17 protein-coding genes and 1 pseudogene are annotated in these 20,970 nt (G+C 32.5%); 17 read left to right on the top strand and 1 reads right to left on the bottom strand.

Features of this window, described 5'->3' with window-relative positions:
• Positions 1–356: 356 nt before the first annotated feature.
• The 3 genes and pseudogenes from ELD05_RS12970 to ELD05_RS12960 form a co-directional block, all read left to right on the top strand.
• Entirely contained in the window at positions 357–1,661 is a 1,305-nt protein-coding gene (locus tag ELD05_RS12970; protein ID WP_241243513.1) for an HD domain-containing protein, read from the top strand.
• Positions 1,645–2,217, top strand: coding sequence for a type II toxin-antitoxin system antitoxin SocA domain-containing protein (locus ELD05_RS12965; protein ID WP_127352754.1), 573 nt, complete (start codon positions 1,645–1,647; stop codon positions 2,215–2,217). The genes ELD05_RS12970 and ELD05_RS12965 overlap by 17 nt, the downstream gene beginning before the upstream one ends.
• Positions 2,211–2,390 (top strand): annotated as a pseudogene (locus ELD05_RS12960) (TetR/AcrR family transcriptional regulator); the annotation flags it as partial. The gene ELD05_RS12965 and the pseudogene ELD05_RS12960, both read left to right, overlap by 7 nt.
• 101 nt (positions 2,391–2,491) lie before the next feature.
• On the opposite strand, the gene ELD05_RS12955 reads toward ELD05_RS12960, so the two are convergent.
• Positions 2,492–3,067, bottom strand: a complete 576-nt coding sequence (locus tag ELD05_RS12955; protein WP_127352753.1) for a Uma2 family endonuclease — start codon at positions 3,065–3,067, stop codon at positions 2,492–2,494.
• A gap of 318 nt (positions 3,068–3,385) precedes the next feature.
• Here ELD05_RS12955 and ELD05_RS14655 point away from each other — a divergent pair, with 318 nt between their 5' ends.
• From ELD05_RS14655 to ELD05_RS12885, 14 genes are all read left to right on the top strand, one after another.
• The gene (locus ELD05_RS14655) at positions 3,386–3,700 is read left to right on the top strand and encodes a hypothetical protein (protein WP_241243512.1); all 315 of its coding nucleotides are present in this window, start codon (positions 3,386–3,388) and stop codon (positions 3,698–3,700) included.
• Positions 3,701–4,698: 998 nt separating this feature from the next.
• Positions 4,699–6,402 (top strand): IS1634-like element ISCsa8 family transposase, encoded by a 1,704-nt coding sequence (locus ELD05_RS12945; protein ID WP_127351065.1) that lies wholly within the window; start codon positions 4,699–4,701, stop codon positions 6,400–6,402.
• 206 nt (positions 6,403–6,608) lie between these two features.
• Positions 6,609–7,364 carry a DeoR/GlpR family DNA-binding transcription regulator gene (locus ELD05_RS12940; protein WP_127352752.1) on the top strand — a complete coding sequence of 252 codons (756 nt, stop codon included), beginning with the start codon at positions 6,609–6,611 and terminating at the stop codon, positions 7,362–7,364.
• 25 nt (positions 7,365–7,389) lie between these two features.
• A complete protein-coding gene (gene pfkB, locus ELD05_RS12935; protein ID WP_127352751.1) occupies positions 7,390–8,322 on the top strand; it encodes a 1-phosphofructokinase in 933 nt (310 codons plus the stop codon).
• Positions 8,323–8,326: 4 nt separating this feature from the next.
• Entirely contained in the window at positions 8,327–8,776 is a 450-nt protein-coding gene (locus ELD05_RS12930) for a PTS sugar transporter subunit IIA (protein WP_127352750.1), read from the top strand.
• 17 nt (positions 8,777–8,793) lie between these two features.
• On the top strand, positions 8,794–10,155 hold the full coding sequence (locus ELD05_RS12925) for a PTS fructose transporter subunit IIC (RefSeq protein WP_127352749.1): 1,362 nt from the start codon (positions 8,794–8,796) through the stop codon (positions 10,153–10,155).
• A 66-nt stretch (positions 10,156–10,221) separates the two neighbouring features.
• Positions 10,222–10,482, top strand: coding sequence for an HPr family phosphocarrier protein (locus ELD05_RS12920; RefSeq protein WP_011917937.1), 261 nt, complete (start codon positions 10,222–10,224; stop codon positions 10,480–10,482).
• Between the two features lie 24 nt (positions 10,483–10,506).
• On the top strand, positions 10,507–12,171 hold the full coding sequence (gene ptsP, locus ELD05_RS12915) for a phosphoenolpyruvate--protein phosphotransferase (RefSeq protein ID WP_127352748.1): 1,665 nt from the start codon (positions 10,507–10,509) through the stop codon (positions 12,169–12,171).
• A 351-nt stretch (positions 12,172–12,522) separates the two neighbouring features.
• Entirely contained in the window at positions 12,523–13,329 is an 807-nt protein-coding gene (locus ELD05_RS12910) for a glycosyltransferase family 2 protein (RefSeq protein ID WP_127352747.1), read from the top strand.
• 20 nt (positions 13,330–13,349) lie between these two features.
• Positions 13,350–14,486, top strand: coding sequence for a hypothetical protein (locus ELD05_RS12905; RefSeq protein ID WP_127352746.1), 1,137 nt, complete (start codon positions 13,350–13,352; stop codon positions 14,484–14,486).
• Between the two features lie 18 nt (positions 14,487–14,504).
• Complete coding sequence (locus tag ELD05_RS12900; RefSeq protein WP_127352745.1) at positions 14,505–15,584, top strand: glycosyltransferase family 4 protein; 1,080 nt, start codon at positions 14,505–14,507, stop codon at positions 15,582–15,584.
• 15 nt (positions 15,585–15,599) lie between these two features.
• Positions 15,600–16,454, top strand: a complete 855-nt coding sequence (locus ELD05_RS12895; protein WP_127352744.1) for a glycosyltransferase family 2 protein — start codon at positions 15,600–15,602, stop codon at positions 16,452–16,454.
• Entirely contained in the window at positions 16,451–16,687 is a 237-nt protein-coding gene (locus ELD05_RS12890; protein ID WP_127352743.1) for a hypothetical protein, read from the top strand. The genes ELD05_RS12895 and ELD05_RS12890 overlap by 4 nt, the downstream gene beginning before the upstream one ends.
• A gap of 42 nt (positions 16,688–16,729) precedes the next feature.
• Positions 16,730–20,953, top strand: a complete 4,224-nt coding sequence (locus ELD05_RS12885; RefSeq protein WP_127352742.1) for a hypothetical protein — start codon at positions 16,730–16,732, stop codon at positions 20,951–20,953.
• The last annotated feature ends 17 nt before the right edge of the window (positions 20,954–20,970 follow it).

Genomic DNA, 20,970 nt, shown 5'->3' with positions numbered 1-20,970 from the left:
TAAGATTAAATAAAGGAATCATTAGAGAATTTACAAAGCTAAGGATGATATATCAAAAAGGCTATAGTGATGTTGAAATAGCAGAGCGTACCGAGCTTAAAATTGATGAGATAAGAAAGCTTCGAAAAGAGATTGCAAATTAAAAATAGAAAGTGGTTTATAGATGAATGATTTAGGAATGTATAAAGAATATAGAAGAGATTCTTTTTATATCCCTCTTTTTATAACCAAAGAGTTTTTATTTCTTCTAACATTTGGAATTGTTTAAAAATAAGAAGGGAATTCTAAAATTTGTCTTTACAGCAAACATATTTTTGGTTATAATAATCTCATATCACGAAGAAACGGTAATAACGATGTACATAAGGGATGCAGTTTTAGGTTTTATTGAAATAAACGAAAAGGAAAGAAAGATTATTGATTTATACGAATTTCAGAGGCTTAGATATGTAAAACAACTTGCATTAACCTACTATGTGTATCCCGGGGCGCTTCATTCAAGGTTTGAGCATTCCTTAGGAGTAATGGAACTTGCAAGTCGCATATTTGACAGGTTGTGCGTTAAGCGAAAGAAAATCTTAAGATGCAATTTTTTACAAATTGGGTTGTCAATAAAAGAGGCTAAACAAATCTTGAGACTTTCGGCATTACTTCATGATGTTGGACATTTACCTTTCTCTCATGTTGGTGAGGAAGTATTACCTGAAGGAGTAAAGCATGAGCATGTTACAATTGAAATCATTAAATATTTGAAACCAATTTTGGATAAAACGTTTTTTGAAGGTATCACAGAGGTTATAATAAACATATTGTCGAAGGAAGAGATAGTGAAAAACCTAACAATTTTGAAAAGGATAATAAGTGGTTCTTTAGATGCAGACAGAATGGACTATTTGTTAAGAGACTCTATATACTGTGGGGTTGAATATGGACGATATGATTGGCAAAGAATAATAGATTGTCTAGACATAATAGAATCAGAAAGTGGCGGTTATGATTTGTGCATAGAACATGGTGGTATTCATGCGCTTGAATCAATGATACTTGCCCGATTTTATATGTTTGCACAAGTTTATTGCCACAAGACACGAAAAATCTACGACTATTATTTGTCTCACGTTATGCGGGAATGGTATAATCTATTTGTAAAAAATTTGATCGATATTACAAGATACAATGATATATCTGTTTTAAACTTTATTGAGAATACTGTAAGAGAAGGAAATAACCACTTATATGAATTTGCTCACAGGATAAAATTTAGAAAGCAACATTCAGTAATATTTGAAACGTCTGATTTTTGCGATCTTCCTCAACTAATAAATGCTAAGAAGGTGTTTGACACTTTACAAGAAGAATTTTCAGATTATGAATTTATTTTAAGAGAAACAAGAGGGAAAATTCACAATTTCCTGGTAAGAGAGTCCCAGAAAAGAGAAAACGTGGGTGAGAAATTCTATGTGTTAAGAAATAATCGACCTTATATATTGACTGATGAATCGCTTATTATCCGAAATATACCTAAGAATTTTTTAAACACTAGAATATACGTGGCTTACAAAGATAAGAAATATGAAAGAATGAAAGAAAGCGAAATAAGGAAGTTGATAAAAAAGGCAGAGGAAATAAGGAGGTCATTTGATAATGGAAAAAAAATATAAGCTTTATTTATGCGACAACAAAGAAGATGCTTTACTGGCATATGTCATAAAGAAATGGACAGAGGTGTCTAAAATCCCCTTAGGGAGAACAATTATTCAAAAATTATGTTATTTTCTTAAAAAAAGTGGTGTTCCATTTGATTTCAACTACGAACTGTATACATATGGACCATTTTCCATTGAACTTTATGATAAGATGGACGAATTATTAGTAGAGGGAGTTATTAGAGATCAATATTCAGGCAAAGAAAAAAAGGAAAAATCTGTATACAGAGTAACAGAGAGTGCAGAATATTTGATAAAGAAGTATAACGACTATATTATGAATTACAAGGAAACAATTGATCGCATTATAAACAAGCTGAAAGACTTTACGCCGACGCAATTGGAGCTGTTGTCCACTATTTTGTATTATATAAAGTCTTATCAAAATTTTTATTTCAAACTTCCTACTCAAAATGAGGTTGTCCGCGGTGTGAAAGAGATAAAGAAAAATAAGTTTTCTGAAGATGATATTAAAGAAAAATACAACTTTATAATTGAAAATACTTTATAAGAGAGGATGTGAACTCTCTGATAATCGGCATTTTTTTGGAAGGTGCAAGCTTTTACATGAAAAAATTTGTGGTTGAAAAAGTACTCAATGAAACCAATACGACCACCCTCGAGCTTGACATTTCATACTTCAAAGATGCACTTTCACAGTTCATGAAACTTTTGAAAGGTTGAAATTTTAAGAGAGCAGGCAAATTAATGCAACAAAAGGGACTTTCCTTTCCAGATAGAATAGCACCTTAAATTAGGAAAGTCCCATTCCATTTTTTTACATCTTATTTTATCACACTAAATATTTCATTAACATCCAAAACAAGGCTATCAAATACCTTTATTGTCATACCTTTTTTGAATTTATTTATAGAGCAATACTTTCCATTAATATTGTTGCTGTAAACTTCAATGCACTCATTTGAAATGTCAACTATCCAGTACTCAGGTACTTGAAATTTCTCATACACAGACAGTTTAATAGTTCTGTCACGATGCTCTGTCGAATATGAAAGTATTTCAACAACCAGGCGAGGAATTCCCTTGTATTTAGGCCCATGAAAAAGTTTGGGATTACAACATACCATTATATCTGGTTGAAATTCATAAATTTCATCTTGATTTTCAAAAACAACAGCAATATCACTTGTGAAAACTTCACACATACCACCAAATCCAAGATGATTTATAAACGCTGTTGCAATTTTGTTCTTTACTCTATCATGGTTTGGGTGAGCAGGGGCCATAGAAAAGATAAAACCATTGTCATATTCAATTTTAAATCGGGTTTCCTCTTTTTGGAGGGTCAAAAATTCTTCATAAGTGTAATACTCATATTTATTGGGGAAACTTACTTCCAACTTATACCCACCTTTGCTCAAAACACAAACTTTTCTCTTTAATAATTATACCACAAACTTTTTACTCTTTACCATATTAGAAAATTGGCTTGGTAAGACTTTATACTTAAAGAAGGCGTATAGATTTTGTTACAAAAAACAATTAAAAAAGGATTAGAACCGACCTGAGTACATTTGAAAAATACTTTGCTCAGACAGCTAAAGTTGTGTATGAGAAAAAGGGCAAAGTGTGGCAGGAAAAGTAAACTTTTGTAAATAGAAAATTTTTGAAATTTGCAGTAGATAAGATACTGAAGAAGATACGGTACTGAGAATGCAGTGGTTGGACAGTGTTGGCAGGAACTTAGACTTAGCAAAGAAGAGATGGTTTGCACAAAGACTTTGTACAACTGGATAGGAAAAGGGCTTTTGAAAGTAAGAAACATAGATTTGCCAATTAAAGTTAGATTGAAGCCAAGGAAAACAAAACCCAGAGTAGCAAAAATCAAACCCAGGGGCAAGAGTATAGAAAAAAGGAAAGAAGCTGCAAATAACAGGAAAGAGTTTGGACATTGGGAGAAGAATACTTCTTGTCGGCATGCGTTCTTCAGAGAGTGCATTGGTTACTCTAACAGGGAGGAAAACACGATTTAGAATGATTTTTGTGATATCGAGCAAAGAAAGCTTTCTTGTCGGAGATTTGTTTATAAAGCTTCAGGGGAATATTGGAAGACAAATTAAATGAAATTTTCAAGAGTGTGACGAGAGACAATGGAAATGAATTTAGCGAGCTTGGAAAAGTTTTAAGTGAATTAGGGGCGGAAGGATATTTTTCTGATTTTCAAATTATTACTATTTAACTCATTGTCTCTCTATTACCAAGAGGAAGAGGCTACTTTTTTGTCTTGAAGCCTGCGAATATTTTACACTAAGATATTTTCTAATATAACTTCTAATTGAGCAAAAAGCTGTTTTATTATAAGTCGAGAAAATTGGGGAAAATCTAGGCAATTTAAAGAAAAATATAGTTTATGCCAGAAAATTGGCGAAATAATATATCAAAAAACGATTTTGACATTCTAAAAATACAGGATAAAATTTGCATAGAAATTTCCAGGGATAAGTTAACATAAAAAGAGGTTTTTGTTAGTATGTTCTTATATGTTTTTTAATATTGACAAGATTATAATTTAATGGAAAGTTGACCTAATACAGAAATAATACAAATTCAAGGGCCGCTAAGCGTGAACAGCGGTCCTTTTTAATTTGCACAATTAATTTATTCTATCTTTAGAGTTTTTTTGATAGACACCTTATACAATATTAGTTCGCTTATTTTGTTCAAATTTTACGTTTCTCTATGTAGTCTGCCAAAAATTTTTGTTTAAAATAGCTTGACAAGAAAACTTTCATATCCTATAATAAAATCAATCACAAATGAGCATATTAAGTCACTTGACTTTGTCAGTTAGGAGGGGTTTTTGAGCTAACAAAAAATAACAAAGTCTTAATTTATGCGGGTTTTGAGAATAGAAAAATAAAAAATTTTAAAAATTGTAGTGGCAAATTATAGTCTGAAATATGCCATAAATACTTGACATTTTGAATATTTTGTGGTACAATTACTCAAAATACCTTTGAGGAGTTACCATATGTTTGTCAAAATAACTAATGCTGGCTGTTACCAGTATGTTAGATTAGTCGAAAACTATCGTGAAAATGGCAAGGTAAAACAAAGAGTGTTATTTAATTTTGGTAGACTTGATCTTCTCAAAAGTGATCCTGCTTTTAAAAACATTGTAAAAAAACTATCTGATATTGTTGAAAGAACAACTACTAAGAATACAGAAGCTGTTACTATTGAATCTGAAGAGGATGTATCGGATGCAGTTATAAAAAATTGGGGATACATTGTATTCAGAAAGTTATGGGAAGAACTTGAAATAGATAAGTTTTTAAAAGAGAAAGCAACAAAAGGGAGAAAGATAAAATTTGATGTAGACAAAGTAAGTTTTTTAATGACCATACAGAGATTGATAGAACCTATGAGCAAACTAAGAACTTATCATCAGAGAAATAAATATTTTGGATTTGAAGAGGATATAGATTTAAATCAGTTGTACAGGTGTTTAGATTTTCTTGACAGTATAAAAGAGGATTTAGAGACGTATCTGTATCAGAAAAATAGGGATTTATTTAAGATGGTAGTTGATGTAGTTTTTTATGACGTGACGACAATATACTTTGAGAGTTGTAGAGCCGATGAACTTAAAAATTTTGGTTTTAGCAAAGACAACAAGATAAATGAAGTACAGGTTGTGTTAGGGCTTTTGGTAGACAAAGAAGGCAGGCCGATAGGTTATGAACTTTTTCCTGGCAATACAATAGATAGCAAGACAATGGTAAAGATACTGAGGAAACTGAAGGAAAAATTTAGTATAGATAAGATAGTGATAGTAGCAGACAAAGGGCTCAACAGCAGATTAAATTTAAAGATGATAAAAGAAGCGGGATACGATTATATAGTAGCAAGCAGATTAAAGAATGCAAGTAAAGAAGTTTTAGATGAAGTATTTGAGCAAGAAGGATATAAAAGGCTTGATGGAAAAAGTTGTTTGAATGCTGAAGAAATTTATGGGGATGAATTCAAATATAAGGTATTGGAAAGAACAAATGTTATCAAGGATGAAGAGGGTAAAGAGTTTAAAATAGAAGAGAGACTGATAATAACGTATTCAAGCAAGAGAGCTAAGAAAGACAAAGAAGACAGAGAGAGATTGGTATCAAAAGCCAAAGAGCTTTTAGAGAACAAAGGAAGTATAACAGCCTTAGAGAAAAAAGGTGCGAGGAAATATTTGAAGAAGAAATCAAAGTCAGAAGAATATGTACTGGATGAGGAAGCGATAAAACGAGATGAGAAGTTTGACGGTTATTATGCAATACAAACGAGCAAAAAGGATATGGATGTAGAAGAAGTTTTAGGAGCATATCACGATTTATGGAAGATAGAACAGTCATTCAGAGTAATGAAAAGCTGTTTAGAAGTACGACCGATATATCACTTTACAGAAAGCAGAATAAAAGGACATTTTGTGATATGTTTTTTGGCATTTTTATTACAGAGGACATTGGAATATATTTTGAGGAAAAAAGGTAAAGGAATAAGTAGTGAAAGGATAATGGAAGCAATAGATTCAATGAACTTTTTTGAAATAGAGATAAAAGGGAAGAAATATTTGATAAAGCAAAGGACAGAAGAAGGAGCTGGAGATATACTGAATGTGATGAAGATAAAGGGGCCGAAAAATTTCATCACATATGAGGAAGGCTTAGAATTTATTGGTATTAGCAAATGATGTAGTGACAAAATTGAGGTCCATATTTTGTCAATCCCAGTCCTCCCAAGCTTTTTGAGTTTCAAACTGACAAAGTCAAGAAAAATTTTTGTTTAAAATAGCTTGACAAGAAAACTTTCATATCCTATAATAAAATCAATCACAAATGAGCATATTAAGTCACAAATAATCATAAAAAATGAGCATAATTGAGAAAAGGTGATACTATGTTTGCAGAAGAGAGAAAAAGCAAAATAGCCCAGATGATAAAAGAGGGAAAGAGTGTTAAAGTAAATGAGCTGGCTAAACTATTTGGTGTGTCAGAGTCAACAATCAGAAGGGATTTGAATGAGCTTGAGAGTCTTGGGATTGTCAAAAGGACTCATGGTGGGGCAGTAAACAATTTTGCAACTACGTTTGAGCTATCATTTGCTGAAAAAGAGGACAGATTCGCAAAAGAAAAAGAATATATAGGAAAGCTTGCTGCAAAATATATTGAGGATGGAGATACTATAATCTTAGATTCAGGAACTACAACTCAATACATAGCAAGGAATATAACAGCAAAAAATGTAATAGTAATAACAAATTCGGTTAATATAGCAAATGAACTTTCAAACAGAGAGGATATTGAAGTAATTGTTACAGGTGGGGTGATAAGATCAAAGACAAAAGCTTTGGTTGGAGATATTACTCAAAGTACTTTAAAGCAGTTCAGATGCGACAAGGCATTTATTGCTGCAAATGGTGTATCTATTGAGTTTGGTGTTACAACTCCCACTCATTTAGAGGCAGCTGTAAAAAGAACGATGATAGAAAATGCAAAAGAGGTATTCTTAGTTGCAGATAGCTCAAAATTTGGGCAAGTCACATTTGCTCTCATTTGTCCAGTTGACAGATTAAATTATATTATTACTGACAAAATGGATGAAAAGCAAAAACAGGAATTTAAGGCGCTTGGGGTTGAGGTTATTACTGAGTAAAAATTTTGCAAGGTGGTAGATAAAATTGATATACACTGTTACATTAAATCCTGCAGTTGATATGACAATATACATCGATAGGCTTGAAAAAGGACAGGTAAATAGAAGCAACCACTATATGATTGATGCCGGCGGCAAAGGGATAAACGTGTCTAAGGTTATAAAGGCTTTAGGGGAAGAGTCAATTGCTTTGGGCTTTCTTGGTGAAGAGAATAAAGAGTGGTTTTTAAAGTACCTTCAAAGGTTTGGAATAAAAAATGACTTTATATTTGTCAAGGGGCTTACACGCACCAATATAAAGATTGTTGAATTAGAGACTAAAGAGTACACCGATTTGAATCAACCCGGATTTGAGATAACCGAAAATGATAAACAGTCCTTGTTTGAAAAAATAGAAAATACAGCTAAAAAAGATGACATTTTTGTTCTATCAGGAAGCCTTCCTGCAAATGCCGATGAAGAAATGTATTTTGAGATGATTGAAAAGCTAAAGCAAAAAGGGGCAATTGTAATCTTTGATGCAGAGGGGCAAGCTCTAAAAAGTGGTGTTGAGGCAAGGCCAGATGTCATAAAGCCTAACATCCATGAGTTTAAAACTCTTTTTGATGTAGATGAGAACGATATAAATTCGGTTATAGGATCAGCAAAAAAGCTAATTGAGATGGGGCTAAAAATTGTTTTGGTTTCAATGGGTGCAAATGGAGCAATTTTTGTAAGCGAAAGTACAGCCTTGTATGCAAAACCTTTCAAAGTTGATGTCAAAAGTACAGTGGGTGCTGGTGACTCAATGGTTGCAGCAATAGCTTATGGTATTTTTAAAAAGATGTCTGAGAAAGAGATGTTTAGGCTTGCCTGTGCTTGCGCAGCGGCAAAGATATCAAAAGAAGGTGTTAGAGCACCTGAGAAAAACCAGGTAGATTACTATTTAAAAAAAATAGAATTAGAGAGGTTGGGATGATGTTATGGATATAAAAGAGTTGTTTTCACCAAACCGACTATGTTTTGATTTAAAGGCTAAAACAAAGGAAGAGGTTATTGATGAATTAATTGACATTCTTTACAACGATGGAAAACTTACAGATAAAGAAAAATTCAAAAAAGCTGTAATGAAAAGAGAAGAAGAGTTTTCAACTGGAATAGGAATGGGAATAGCAATTCCACATGGGAAGGATAGTTCTGTTTTAGAGCCTTGTATAACTTTTGGTGTATCCGAAAGTGGAGTGGACTTTGACTCTATGGACGGAAAGCCTGCTCATATTTTCTTTTTGATTTCTGTTCCTGATAACGCTGCTGATACACATCTTCATGTGTTAAGCTTTATTTCACGAAAACTTATGCATGAAGATGTTAGGGAAAAACTATATAACGCTAAGTCTTTTGATGATCTTATTAAAGCTTTTGAGCAAAATTAAAAAGGAGGAATTAAAAAATGAAGATTGTGGCAGTAACATCTTGCCCCACTGGGATTGCTCACACGTACATGGCAGCAGAGGCACTTCAAATGGCGGCAAAAGAGCTTGGGGTTGAGATCAAGGTCGAAACAAGAGGGTCTGTTGGCGCAGAAAATGAGATAACACCGGAAGACTTAAAAGAGGCACATGCAGTTATACTTGCATGCGACACAAAGATTGATGAAGACAGGTTCCAAGGACTTCCAATTGTTCGGGCAAGTGTAAAGGATGCTATCAAAGACCCCAAAGGGCTTATCACAAAGGCAATGAGCATGGAAAAGAAAGATTATGTTGACAAAGTATTTGAGGCAAAGAAAGAAGCAAAAGAAAAAGCAACTGGTGTGTACAAGCACTTGATGACGGGTGTTTCTTATATGATTCCTTTTGTTGTCGCAGGTGGTATTTTAATTGCGATATCTTTTGCATTTGGAATTAAGGCTTTTGAACAAAAAGGAACACTTGCAGCAGCGCTCATGGACATTGGCGGTGGCAGTGCATTTTATCTCATGGTTCCAATACTGGCTGGCTTTATAGCATTTTCAATTGCAGACAGGCCTGGCCTTGTACCAGGTATGATTGGCGGACTTTTAGCAAATAAGCTTAGTGCAGGATTTTTGGGAGGAATTGTTGCAGGGTTTGCTGCAGGATACTTAGTTGCATGGCTTAAGAAAACTATAAAGCTGCCAAAGACAATGGAAGGTTTGATGCCGGTATTAATCTTGCCTGTTTTGTCAACATTGATTATTGGTTTGGGTATGATATATGTTGTAGGCGAACCTGTTGCAGCTTTAAATAAGGCAATGACTGAATGGCTCAAGAGCATGAGCAGTGGCAGTGCTGTTTTACTTGGAATTATTTTAGGTCTTATGATGGCGTTTGATATGGGAGGACCTGTTAACAAAGCCGCATATACTTTTGCGGTATCAACTTTGGCGGCAGGTCAGCCATCAACAATAATGGCGGCTGTCATGGCAGCTGGCATGACACCTCCACTTGGACTTGCGCTTGCAACAGTAATTGCAAAAGATAAGTTTACCACAGAAGAAAGAGAAGCAGGCAAGGCTGCTTTCTTCCTTGGAATTTCATTTATAACTGAAGGAGCAATCCCGTTTGCTGCAGCTGATCCACTTAGAGTTATTCCATCTATTATGGTAGGTTCAGCTGTGACTTCTGCCTTGAGCATATTGTTTAAAGCCACATTAGCAGTGCCTCATGGTGGAATATTTGTTTTGCCAATTCCAAATGCAGTTGGTAATTTGCCATTATATGCAGTTGCAATTTTGATAGGTACCATTGTGACAGCACTTATGGTTTCGGCCTTGAAACCTAAAAAGGTATAAAGGTAGGGCAGGGCAGCCTGCCTTTTCTTCTTGTAAAAATAAATTTTATGCCTTGGAGGGAATAAAATGGTTGAGGCAAAAGTTATTCTGCAAAATCCAACAGGACTTCATGCAAGACCTGCTAGCATATTTGTCACACAGGCGGCTAAATTTAAAAGTGATATATTTATCGTCAAAGACGGCAAAGAAGTGAATGCAAAAAGCATATTAAACATTTTGGCAATAGGAGCTAAAAAAGGTGATGAGATTACTTTAAAGATTGCTGGTGAAGATGAAAAAGAGGCTTTAGATACTTTAGTAAAACTTCTTGAAGGTTTGAATGAGTAGAAAAAAATGGAGGTATAAATATATATGATCACAGGAATACCTGTATCAGAAGGAATTGGAATTGGGAAAGCTGTAATTGTCAAAAAAGAATATAGCATAAAACGCTACAGCGTTGATAATACCGAAACAGAGATAGAAAGATTTATAGAGGCTATTGATAAAGCTAAAAAAGAGATTTCAGATATAAAAAAGCATGCAGAGCAAAACCTCGGTTCAGATAAAGCCATGATATTTGATGCACACCTTTTAATTCTTGATGACCCTGAGTTTGTCAAAATGGTGAAAGAAAAGATACAGCAAGGCACAAATGCAGAGTGGGCAGTTGATGAGTCAGCAAAGTTTTATGAAAGCTTGCTCTTGAGCTTGGATGATGAGTATATGAGAGAGAGGGCAAGCGATATTAAGGATGTGTCTAAAAGGCTTATCAGAATTCTTAGTGATGAAAGTCATTCAGAGGCAGGTTTAAAAAATCTTGCTGAGGGCAGTATTATTGTGGCTGAGGATTTGACACCTTCTGAAACTGCTCAGATGGATAAAACAAGAGTAGCTGGTTTTGTAACTCAACAGGGTGGAAAGACATCTCACACAGCTATAATTGCCCGAACATATGAGATTCCTGCAATAGTAGGTGTAAAAGGTGCTCTTGAGAAAATAAAAGATGGTGATGTTGTAATTGTAGATGGATATCAAGGCACAGTTTTAATCAACCCTGATAAGCAGACACTTGAAGAATATGAAAAGAGAATGAACGAGGAAAAAAAGAAAAAGGAAGAACTAAAAAGATTTGTTGCAACAGAAGTTAAAACTAAGGATGGCAAAAGAATTAAGGTGTATGCCAACATCGCTCTTCCTGATGAGGCTGAGATTGCGATAAAAAATGGCGCAGAGGGAATTGGACTTTTCAGAACAGAGTTTTTGTTTATGAACCGCAGTTCACCACCTTCAGAAGATGAGCAGTTTGCTGCATACAAAGCTGTGCTTGAGAAGATGGAAGGGAAGCCTGTTATTATAAGAACATTGGATGTTGGGGGAGACAAAAATATTCCGTATTTGAACATAGAAAATGAGCTCAACCCATTTTTAGGTTACAGAGCAATAAGGCTTTGTTTAGGTCATAGGGAACTGTTTAAAACCCAGCTAAAAGCGCTTTTGAGAGCATCAGTTTATGGGGATCTAAAAATAATGTTCCCTATGATAACCACTGCTGGCGAATTAAAAGAGGCAAAAAGCATTTTGCAAGAAGCTAAAGAAGAATTGAAAAAACAGGGAATTGAGTTTTCAGAAAAAATAGAAATTGGTATAATGATTGAAACTCCTGCTGCAGCACTTGTTTCAGACATTCTTGCCGATGAGGTAGACTTTTTCAGCATTGGCACAAATGACCTTATTCAATATACACTTGCAATTGACAGGACAAATGAAAAGGTCTCATACTTGTATGACCCATTAAATCCTGCAGTTTTGAGGTTAATTAAAATGACAGTTGAAAATGCGCACAAAAAAGGAAAAGAAGTTGGAGTTTGTGGAGAGATAGCTTCTGATGAAAAAATTGTACCAATATTGATTGGGCTTGGTGTTGATGAGCTTAGCGCAAATCCAGCAAAGGTTTTAAGTGTTAAAAAGAAGATAACAGAAACTGATTATAGTACAGAAAAAAACAAAGTAAATGAGTATTTGCAAATAAGCTAAAAAGAATAAGGCTGTTATAGGCTTGGGTTTTAAGGTAGCTTTGCTATTGCCTATAGCAGCCTTTTGTTTTTATAGAAAATTTTAAGACAAAAACTTAAAAAATGTGTATATGTAAAGTTTATACAATAAAAGCTAAGCTGTCAAAAATATTTAAAATATCAAATAAAATGCTAATTTAGGATAACTTGTTGCTTTTAAAGAAAATGGTTGAAAGTTTTATTTTGAAGTTTTAAAATTAAAGTTGATTTTTAAAAATTCAAAAGAAAATTAAAATCAATCTGACAAATTTCGACAATCCACAAAATGGGTATTAATAAATTAGGAGAAGAAAATTAGTTAAAGGGATAAAACATGAGTGCAGAAAAATTTCCGATAGGTGAGCTAATAAGTGTTATAATTCCCTGCTATAACGAAGCACAAAATATTGAACAAACCCTAAAAGAAATTTACAAATATTTCGACAAGTTTGTACCCAACTATGAAGTAATTGTTGTAGTTGAAAAAAGTACTGATAATACTCTGGAAGTAATAAACTCGTCAAAAAACCAAAAAACAATTGTATTAGAGAATGAAAGAAAATTTGGTAAGGGATATAGCTTAAGAAGAGGTATATATTTTGCAAAAGGACAATACATACTTACTTGTGATGCCGACCTTCCTGTGGACATAAAAAAATATTTTCCTTCCATGTTAGAACTACTAAGGAAAGATGAAAAGGTTGCTGCAGTTTTTGCCACTGCCTTGGCTATAAAAACATGCAGGAGAGAGAGAGGTTTTGTAAGAAGTGTTGTTTCACTGATATTTTTTGTTTTGAGACAGTTGTTTTTACAGTTTCCTGTAAGTGATACACAATTAGGTTTTAAATTGTTTAGAGCAGATGTAGCAAAAAAGTGCTGTCAAAAAGTTAATGAGAATGGGTTTTTATTTGACCTGATATTAACAGATTTGATGTTAAATGCAGGGTATCAAATTGAAGAAATAAATGTAAAAGTTGTAGAAAGAAAAATCAAATCTTCTGTTTCTGTCGGTGAGATAATAAAAACTACTTGTAAGTTTTGCAAGTATATATTGTTTACGCGTTCAAAATTACTTAGAAAATGTACAGATAAAGTTATGATAAATGATAAAAGTAAAGGCGTAAAAGCATCAAGTATTTGAACTTTATAGGTGGGGATAAGGTGAGCGAACGAAAAAAAGAAATTGTATATATTATTCTTGACTTATTTATTGCTGCCGTCCCATTTTTGTATATTACATACCTTTACAGATTGGGAGTTACTGAATTAGAAAGTTTAAAAGAGGTTGTATTTGCTAATTCACTTTTAAGTACATTTTTTTATGTTTCTAACATTGTTATGTTTCTCAAAATAGAATACAATATCAGCTTTTACACAACTGTAAAAGTAATAAGTGTAATTTCATTAATTTTAGGAATTATATTGTATGTCTTATATCCATCTTATGGATGGGCAATAAGTGTGCTTTTATTAATGGACAGCTTTGTAGTTTTTCTCAGAGGAACTTTGTTGAGAGAGAAAAATTACATAAAAGGGGCTTTAATTAATTTTCTATTGCACACAAGTAGATTTGGGATATTAATATTGTTTCCTTTAAATGGTCTTTTGACGAGATGGATTGTTTCAAATGTCGGTGGGTATTTGCTGGTGTTGGCAGCGTATTCATCTTTGATAAAATGGATTTTGAAAAGAGAAAATAAGAATAGCTTTGCAAACAAAAACATTGATGAAATTAGAAAAAGAGCTTATTATTTACTTTTTGTAATGATAATTTTTATAATTCAGAATATTGATCTATTAGCATTAAAGGGAATGAACTTTTATAACTCTCTTGTTTTGACAAGGCCGTGGGGTATGGTTGCTTATGTTGTTACAGTGTCGATTGGAAATCTTGTTTTGATTAATAAAAAAACATATCCCTATTGGATTTATCTAACCGTGGCATGGGCTGGAATTTTCATTGGTTATATTTTACTGGGGAAGTACATAAATTACTATCTTTTCAAAATTCCACATTCATTTAATTTAAGTGTATCGCCAGTTTTATTTTACCTTTTAATGACTACAATATTGTTTATAAATTACTCAAATTACATAAAAAAGAAGCAGTTAGTAATTGAACCATTGTGTTTATTTATGTTGATAGGAGGCTTAAAAAATAAAGTCTCACTATTGAGAGAATTGAAATTTGAGGTATTAATTTTGATTTTAATATCTTTAATAATTTTTCACATGTTTGCGACTTTTTTATATTCAACCTATAACAATTGCAAAGGAAAGTATAAGACAACAAGTTAAATATTGCGAGGGGAAGCAATGAAGAATATTTTAGTGTTAACTCAAAGGGATATTTTCCATAAAAAAGCTGGTGGTGCGGAAAGATACTTGTTTAATGTGCTGAAAGGTTTGAGTGAACATTACAAAATAACGTGTTTGTGTCAAAATGATGGTAGTCAGAAAGATTATGAGATATATGATAATATAACATTTATTCGGTTCAAAACTAATTTAATCAGCCTGATATTCAAAGCAATGTTTTATTATAAAAAAAATAGGGAAAATATTGATTTAGTTATTGACCATACAAACACACATCAGTTTTTCACTTTTTTATATGTTACAAAAAACAAGAGGTTACTAATTGTTCACCAGCTTGCACTTGAAATTTGGGAATATTATTTTCCGAAGTACATTGGTAAAGTACTTAAATTACTCGAAAAACTCCTGTGGCGTCTATCATCTGGAATGGCGGTAACAGTTAGCCAGTCAACTAAGGAGGACCTGCAGAGGTTTGGGTTCAAAGAAGAATTTATATGGATTGTAAAAAATTCAATAAAGCACAAGTATACTTCACTTCCGAATACAGAGAAAGAAGACTATCTTGTTAGTGTAGGAAGATTAGTTCCATATAAAAGATTTGAGGATGCAATTTATTTAGCAAAGAAACTTAATAGAAAAATATTTATTATAGGAGAAGGACAAGAGAGATATAAAAGAAAATTAAGAAATTATGCAAAGAGAATTAAAGCAGATGTAATTTTCACTGGATATATTTCTGAAGAGAAAAAACAAGAAATAGTAGAGAAAGCCTATATGCACATTTTTCCATCTATTAGAGAAGGTTGGGGGCTTGTAATAAGCGAAGCAGCTAACTTAGGGACACCTTCTTTGGTATATCCTGTTTCTGGTTGTCTTGATGCAACAAATTATGGGAAGGCTGGTTTTGTAACAAAGGGAATAGGAAAGTGTTATTTATTAGAAAAGTTTCTAAGTATTGATAGGGAGGAATATGAAAGGATGAGAATTTGTGCATTTGAATTTGCTACACAGCTAAACTATAATAAACAGTGTGAGGAGTTCCTGCGGGTTATACAAACCATAATAGAAAATACATAAAGGGTTGGAGCAATTATGAAGCTGGGAATTTTAATAACGACATATAATGATGGAGATATTATTTTAAGATGCTTAGATTCTATCTATAACCAACTTGATGAAATAGATTTTCCAATTTATGTTGTATGCGTTGATGATGGTTCAGATTCACCTCTTACATATCCTCATTTTGACATTCTGAGAATTAGACACAGTGGAAGAAGTTATGCGAGGATTGAAGGACTAAAAAAAATTTTAGCTGAAAATTGTACACATTTCCTATTTTTAGATAGTGATATGGTCCTTCCTCCTGGTTTTCTCAAAAAGTTGAAAACAGTGGTTGAAAATTATGATTGTGATGCCTTTATTATTCCTGAAGTGGCTTTTAGCAGTTATAATAATTTTTGGACAAAAGTTAAGGTCTTTGAGAGAAACTTATATAGAGTAAATTATTGTAGAGAAAGTGGGAATATTGAGGCAGCCAGGTTATGGAAAGTGCTTTCTTTTCCGGGGTTTGTTGAGGGTTTGGAAGCATTTGAAGAAATTCAGCCAACAATAATGGGTATTAGAAAAGGTTTAAAAATTATAAAAACCCAGGAGATTTTTATTCTTCATGACGAAAAGAAGGTAACCTTCAAAGACTTATTGAGAAAAAAGAATACCTACTTCTGTTATATGCTTGATTCAGATAAATGTTCAAAATGGGATATAATAAAAAGGTATTATTTCTTTCGTCCCCATCTTTACCATAAAGAAAATTTAAAGAAATACATAAGACATCCAATTTTAGCAATTGGAGTTGTGTTTATGTACCTTGTATTGACATTGAATTTTATGTGGACGAGTATATCAAGAAATTTAAATAAAAAAAAAGGAATGATGAAAAGATGAGAAGAAGGGGGAGAAACATTTTATACAAAGTAAAGCGTAAAAAATTTTTGATAAAAACACTTTTAGTTGCTATAATAATTGGGAGTTTTATTTTATTAGGATGGCATACAGTTGTAAAATCAAGCAGTTGGTTTAAATCTATTGTTATCGAAAACATGGACTATAACTATGGAAAAGATTCAAATAGTGTTCAGCCTTATGCACCTAAAAAATCACATCCTCGAAAAAAATAAGCTTAGCTTTTTTAGAAGCAAATGAACGAGGGATAAGATAAAATGAAACAAGAAGAGGTATTTGAAAAGCAGAGGAAATTGGTAAAGGCTATTTCATTGATTCTTGTGATAGCAATAATCCTGATAGATACGAAGAATATTTGGTTTAATAATGGCTTTATTATCTTCAGTGATCTTGACTTTAGTGGGATTAACGATAAGAGGTACATTGAGAGAATATGGGGGATTTTCAATCCGCACTTTTCTTCAGCCAACTTCTTCAATTTATCTCGTTTATTTTTTATAATTCCTTTTTATGTATTAAATTTTCTACTATCGTTTTTTTACAATCAAGCAATGCTCAAGTTGATAATTTTGTTTTGTTTACTAATGTCTGGAGTAGGTATGTTTTTATTATGTGAATATCTATTGATAAAAACTCTCAAAGGTTTTCCTGATTATGTGCATTATTTTGGATTAATTATACCGGCTGTGTATTATGCATTAAATCCTTGGGTTATATTCAGAATTCAGCATATATTTTTATTGAGTGGGTACAGTGTATTCCCGCTTATAATAATGGAATTTTTGAAATTGTTTGAAATAAAAATTTTTAACTTTCAGAAGGAAGTTGAAGAATATCAACAAAGAAGAAGAATTCAGAGAAAGCACATTACTATAAATGAAAAAATAGCTCTTAATGACTTTTTCAAAATAGTCTTGTACTCCATGATTGGTTCTGCGGCTATCCACTATTTTTTCTTTTATATTATTTTTCTTACCATACTATTTATGGGCATTATACTAAGGATATGGAAATTAAATGGCTATTCTAAGGCTGTGCTTTTGTTTTACCTAAGAAAATACTTTATAATGATTATTTTGATGATAGTTGGGAATCTTTATTGGTTTTTGACATATTCAATAGCGCTGTTATTTGTCAATATTGAACCTCAAAATGTAAATGTAGTTGATACACTTCAATTATTTTCACGAAATAGTTCAGTACAAAATGTTCTCTATTTAATTTCCTACTGGCTTCCATTTTTTAACTTAGAAATATTCTTAGACAAAATGTTTTGGTTTGCGGGGGGAGTCTTCCTACTTATAATTGCGTACATAATATTTTATCGCTTTGGATGGCATTTTTATGTAAGACTTTTCACTATAGTAACAAGTTTAGTAATCTTACTTTCCTTAGGAACAAACGTTGACCCCTTTGCTGATGTATATGTTAAGGTAGTAACAGATGTTCCGGTAATAGGTCATCTCTTTAGAGACCCTAACAAACTGGTAGGTGTACTGGCTTGTTTTTTGGCTATAATTTTGGGTTTTGGAATAGACAGAATAGTGTTTTTCTTGCTGAATGCAGGTTTTGGCAGAAAATTTGCAGTAGCTTTTGTTATTGTTATGCTGGTTTGCTTCTATTTCTATCAAAGACCAGTTAAAATTTTTTACATCGATAATTATTACAAAGGTGTGCCGATTCCTAAGGAATATAAAGAAATAAGTAAATATTACACAAAAGATGGCAAAATATTATGGATACCCACTATGGACAATATGGTACTCTCAAATGGAATTTCAGCTTATAGTTGGAATGTAAACAAGGAAATGCCTGGTTCAATGAAAGCGGTTGGAGATTTTCATGTATATGCATCTTCTAAAAATACAATATTTCAACATGAAAATAACGTGGGGACAATTTCATATTTTTATTCATATTTACAGAATATACTGGATAAAGGTGGTACTGACAAGATAGGCAGATTATTAGAGCTTACAGGTTTCAATCAAGTGGCTTATCACAGAGATGTCCAAAATCAAGAAGAAAGGCAAAAGTTTAATCTTTTTATTCTGGAAAAGCAAAAAGAAGTTAAGTTAAGAAAGAAGTTAGGATTTATTTATCTTTACGATGTAAAGAAGAATTCTGATAACGCTAAGGTGGACATTTACAATACCAAAGGATTGAACCATTTTGTTCAGCTCTTTGACTTTGAAAATATATTGGGGTCAAAAGGATATAATATGATCTGGTCTCAGGGTAAAAGGGAGAAGTTTGATCTTAACAAGGTAAATTTAGTGGTAGGTGATAATAAGTTTGATATTTTTCAACAGATTGTGCCTGAGAAATACATAATATCACTGTTTGATAAAATAAACACAGGGAATCCATATATAGGTTGGGCAAAGTCAATGTGCAAAGAGTCAGACTGGTTCTGGATTCACAAGGTGAACAATTTAAATCGTTTACCATGGGATTATGATTATAGTAAAGGGTTTATATTCACATATACACCCTATACAGTGGGACTTCCTCCATATAAATTAAATAAGAATGTTGGTGAGATTATACTTAACTCCAACGATATTATAAAAACAGATTTTTTTGAAATTGACAAAGAGGAAACAAATTTTAAACTTGAAATTACAAAAGATGTAATGGGTAATAGCATCTTAGCAGCCGAGGTTGCACCAAAAAAGTTTATTGGCAATGTTTTTTGGAAAATTGCAAGGTCAAAACTTATGTCAATAAAACCTGGATTTATAAGTCTTCGGGCAGTGGTTTCAGGTGTAAATGCTGGAAAAGTTCATTTCAAGCTTAAATTCTTCAATGAAAACATGAATGAATTGGGGGTGGTTTATGGGAGTGTTCCCGGAGAAGTAGCTGAGTTCAATAAAGCACTTATAAATACCAATGCTGTTGTCCCCCCTGCAACAAAGTATATGAGAGTAGAGCTTTGGTTACTTGAAGACCAAAAAACACCGGTGTACTTTTGGATTCATGACTTTGAATTGAGATTTTTTTCAAGCATCTCATCTAATGAGCTGAGAATAAAAGTTCCTTCATATATTAAAGGAAAGTACCACCTTTACGTTAGAGCTCTGGTAAATGAGAATGGTGGAAAGGTCAAAATCAATGATACCAAAATAAGTTTAAAAGGTGATGAGAACCAGTTTAAATGGTTATATGTTGGTAAATATACTAAAGACACGATTGTTATAAAACCAGAAGAGGGATTTGTACTGTTAAACCTTCTTTGTGCTTTACCTGATTGGTTATATAAAAAAATTCAGAGCATGGATTTGAAGAGTAAACAAGCGATGGTATTGTTTAGCAATGAATTTACATTAAGAGAAGGTTTTAAAGTTAAAGGTTTAGAGAATTACTATGTTCATCCAAATTTTGTTGACAACCTGGTGGATGTAATAGGTAGTGGGATTTATACTAAGAAAATAGATATACTAAGAAATGACAGTTATAAACTGTATTTTGTAGGGAACATTACAAGTAAAGTAGCAATAGCGTTGAAAGACAAGGATAATAAAGTTGTAAAATTTGGGTATTTGAAATTTTTTAAATCGATTAATAATAATTTTGATGGCATAAGATTTTATGTTTCGAACAAACCTTATTCATATTTTTTAAGTATTGAAAAAGAAAAAAATCCAAAATGGAGTTCACAATTATACTATATTGACCTTGGTTTTTTGAAAAAAGGACAATACACCTTAGAGATAAAATTTGAAAATGGAATACAATCTTTAACAGAACCGGAGGATATTCATGTTTTGCATCCTGAAGAGGTTAAGGTTAATTTAAAAGTGGATGATACTCTTTATATATTGATTTCAAACATTCTCCAAGAATCTGTGACAACTCAAAAAAAAGGAAATAAAATATTTAGCAGCAAGTATTCAGACATATATTCTGATAAAGTAAAATACTGGCTGATATATGGAACAAAACAGATAAAGTCAAAAAAGAACGAATTGTACTATGTAGACTTTGATATTGAAACAAAAGGAATGGCAGAAGTTAGTGCTAAGATTTTATTTATGGACAAGAATAAAGTTCTTTACGATAGCCAATTTATTGATATATCAAGCAATAAAGGACAAAGCATATTTTCACCCAGAAGGGATGGTTTTGTCCAGATAGTTTTTTTTGTACGCAGTAATGGTAAAGAAGATGGTATGTTTGAGTTAAAACAAATTAAATTAATGGATATAAGCAAAATGAACAAGTTCTCCTCAGTAGTGATTTTACCAAGTAATATACAAAAAGGTAGCAAATTAAACATACTAAATGAAGCCTATAATCCGCTATGGGAAAACAATGCTGAAAAGCCAAAACAAGTAAACATTTTCTTAAATGGTTTTTACACTCATAGCACCAAATATATATTTGGGCCGAAAATACAAATAGCTTATATGTTCGGTTTATTAGTATCGATTATTTATATTGCAATGAATTTGTGGGCACTATTAAGAAGAAAAAAATGAATACACTTTCAGAATAC

Origin of the sequence: Caldicellulosiruptor changbaiensis, from assembly GCF_003999255.1 — a bacterium.
GTDB classification, from domain to species: Bacteria; Bacillota; Thermoanaerobacteria; order Caldicellulosiruptorales; family Caldicellulosiruptoraceae; genus Caldicellulosiruptor; species Caldicellulosiruptor changbaiensis.
The sequence above is the reverse complement of the archived record's forward strand: the minus strand, read 5'-3'. Positions and strand labels throughout refer to the sequence as shown.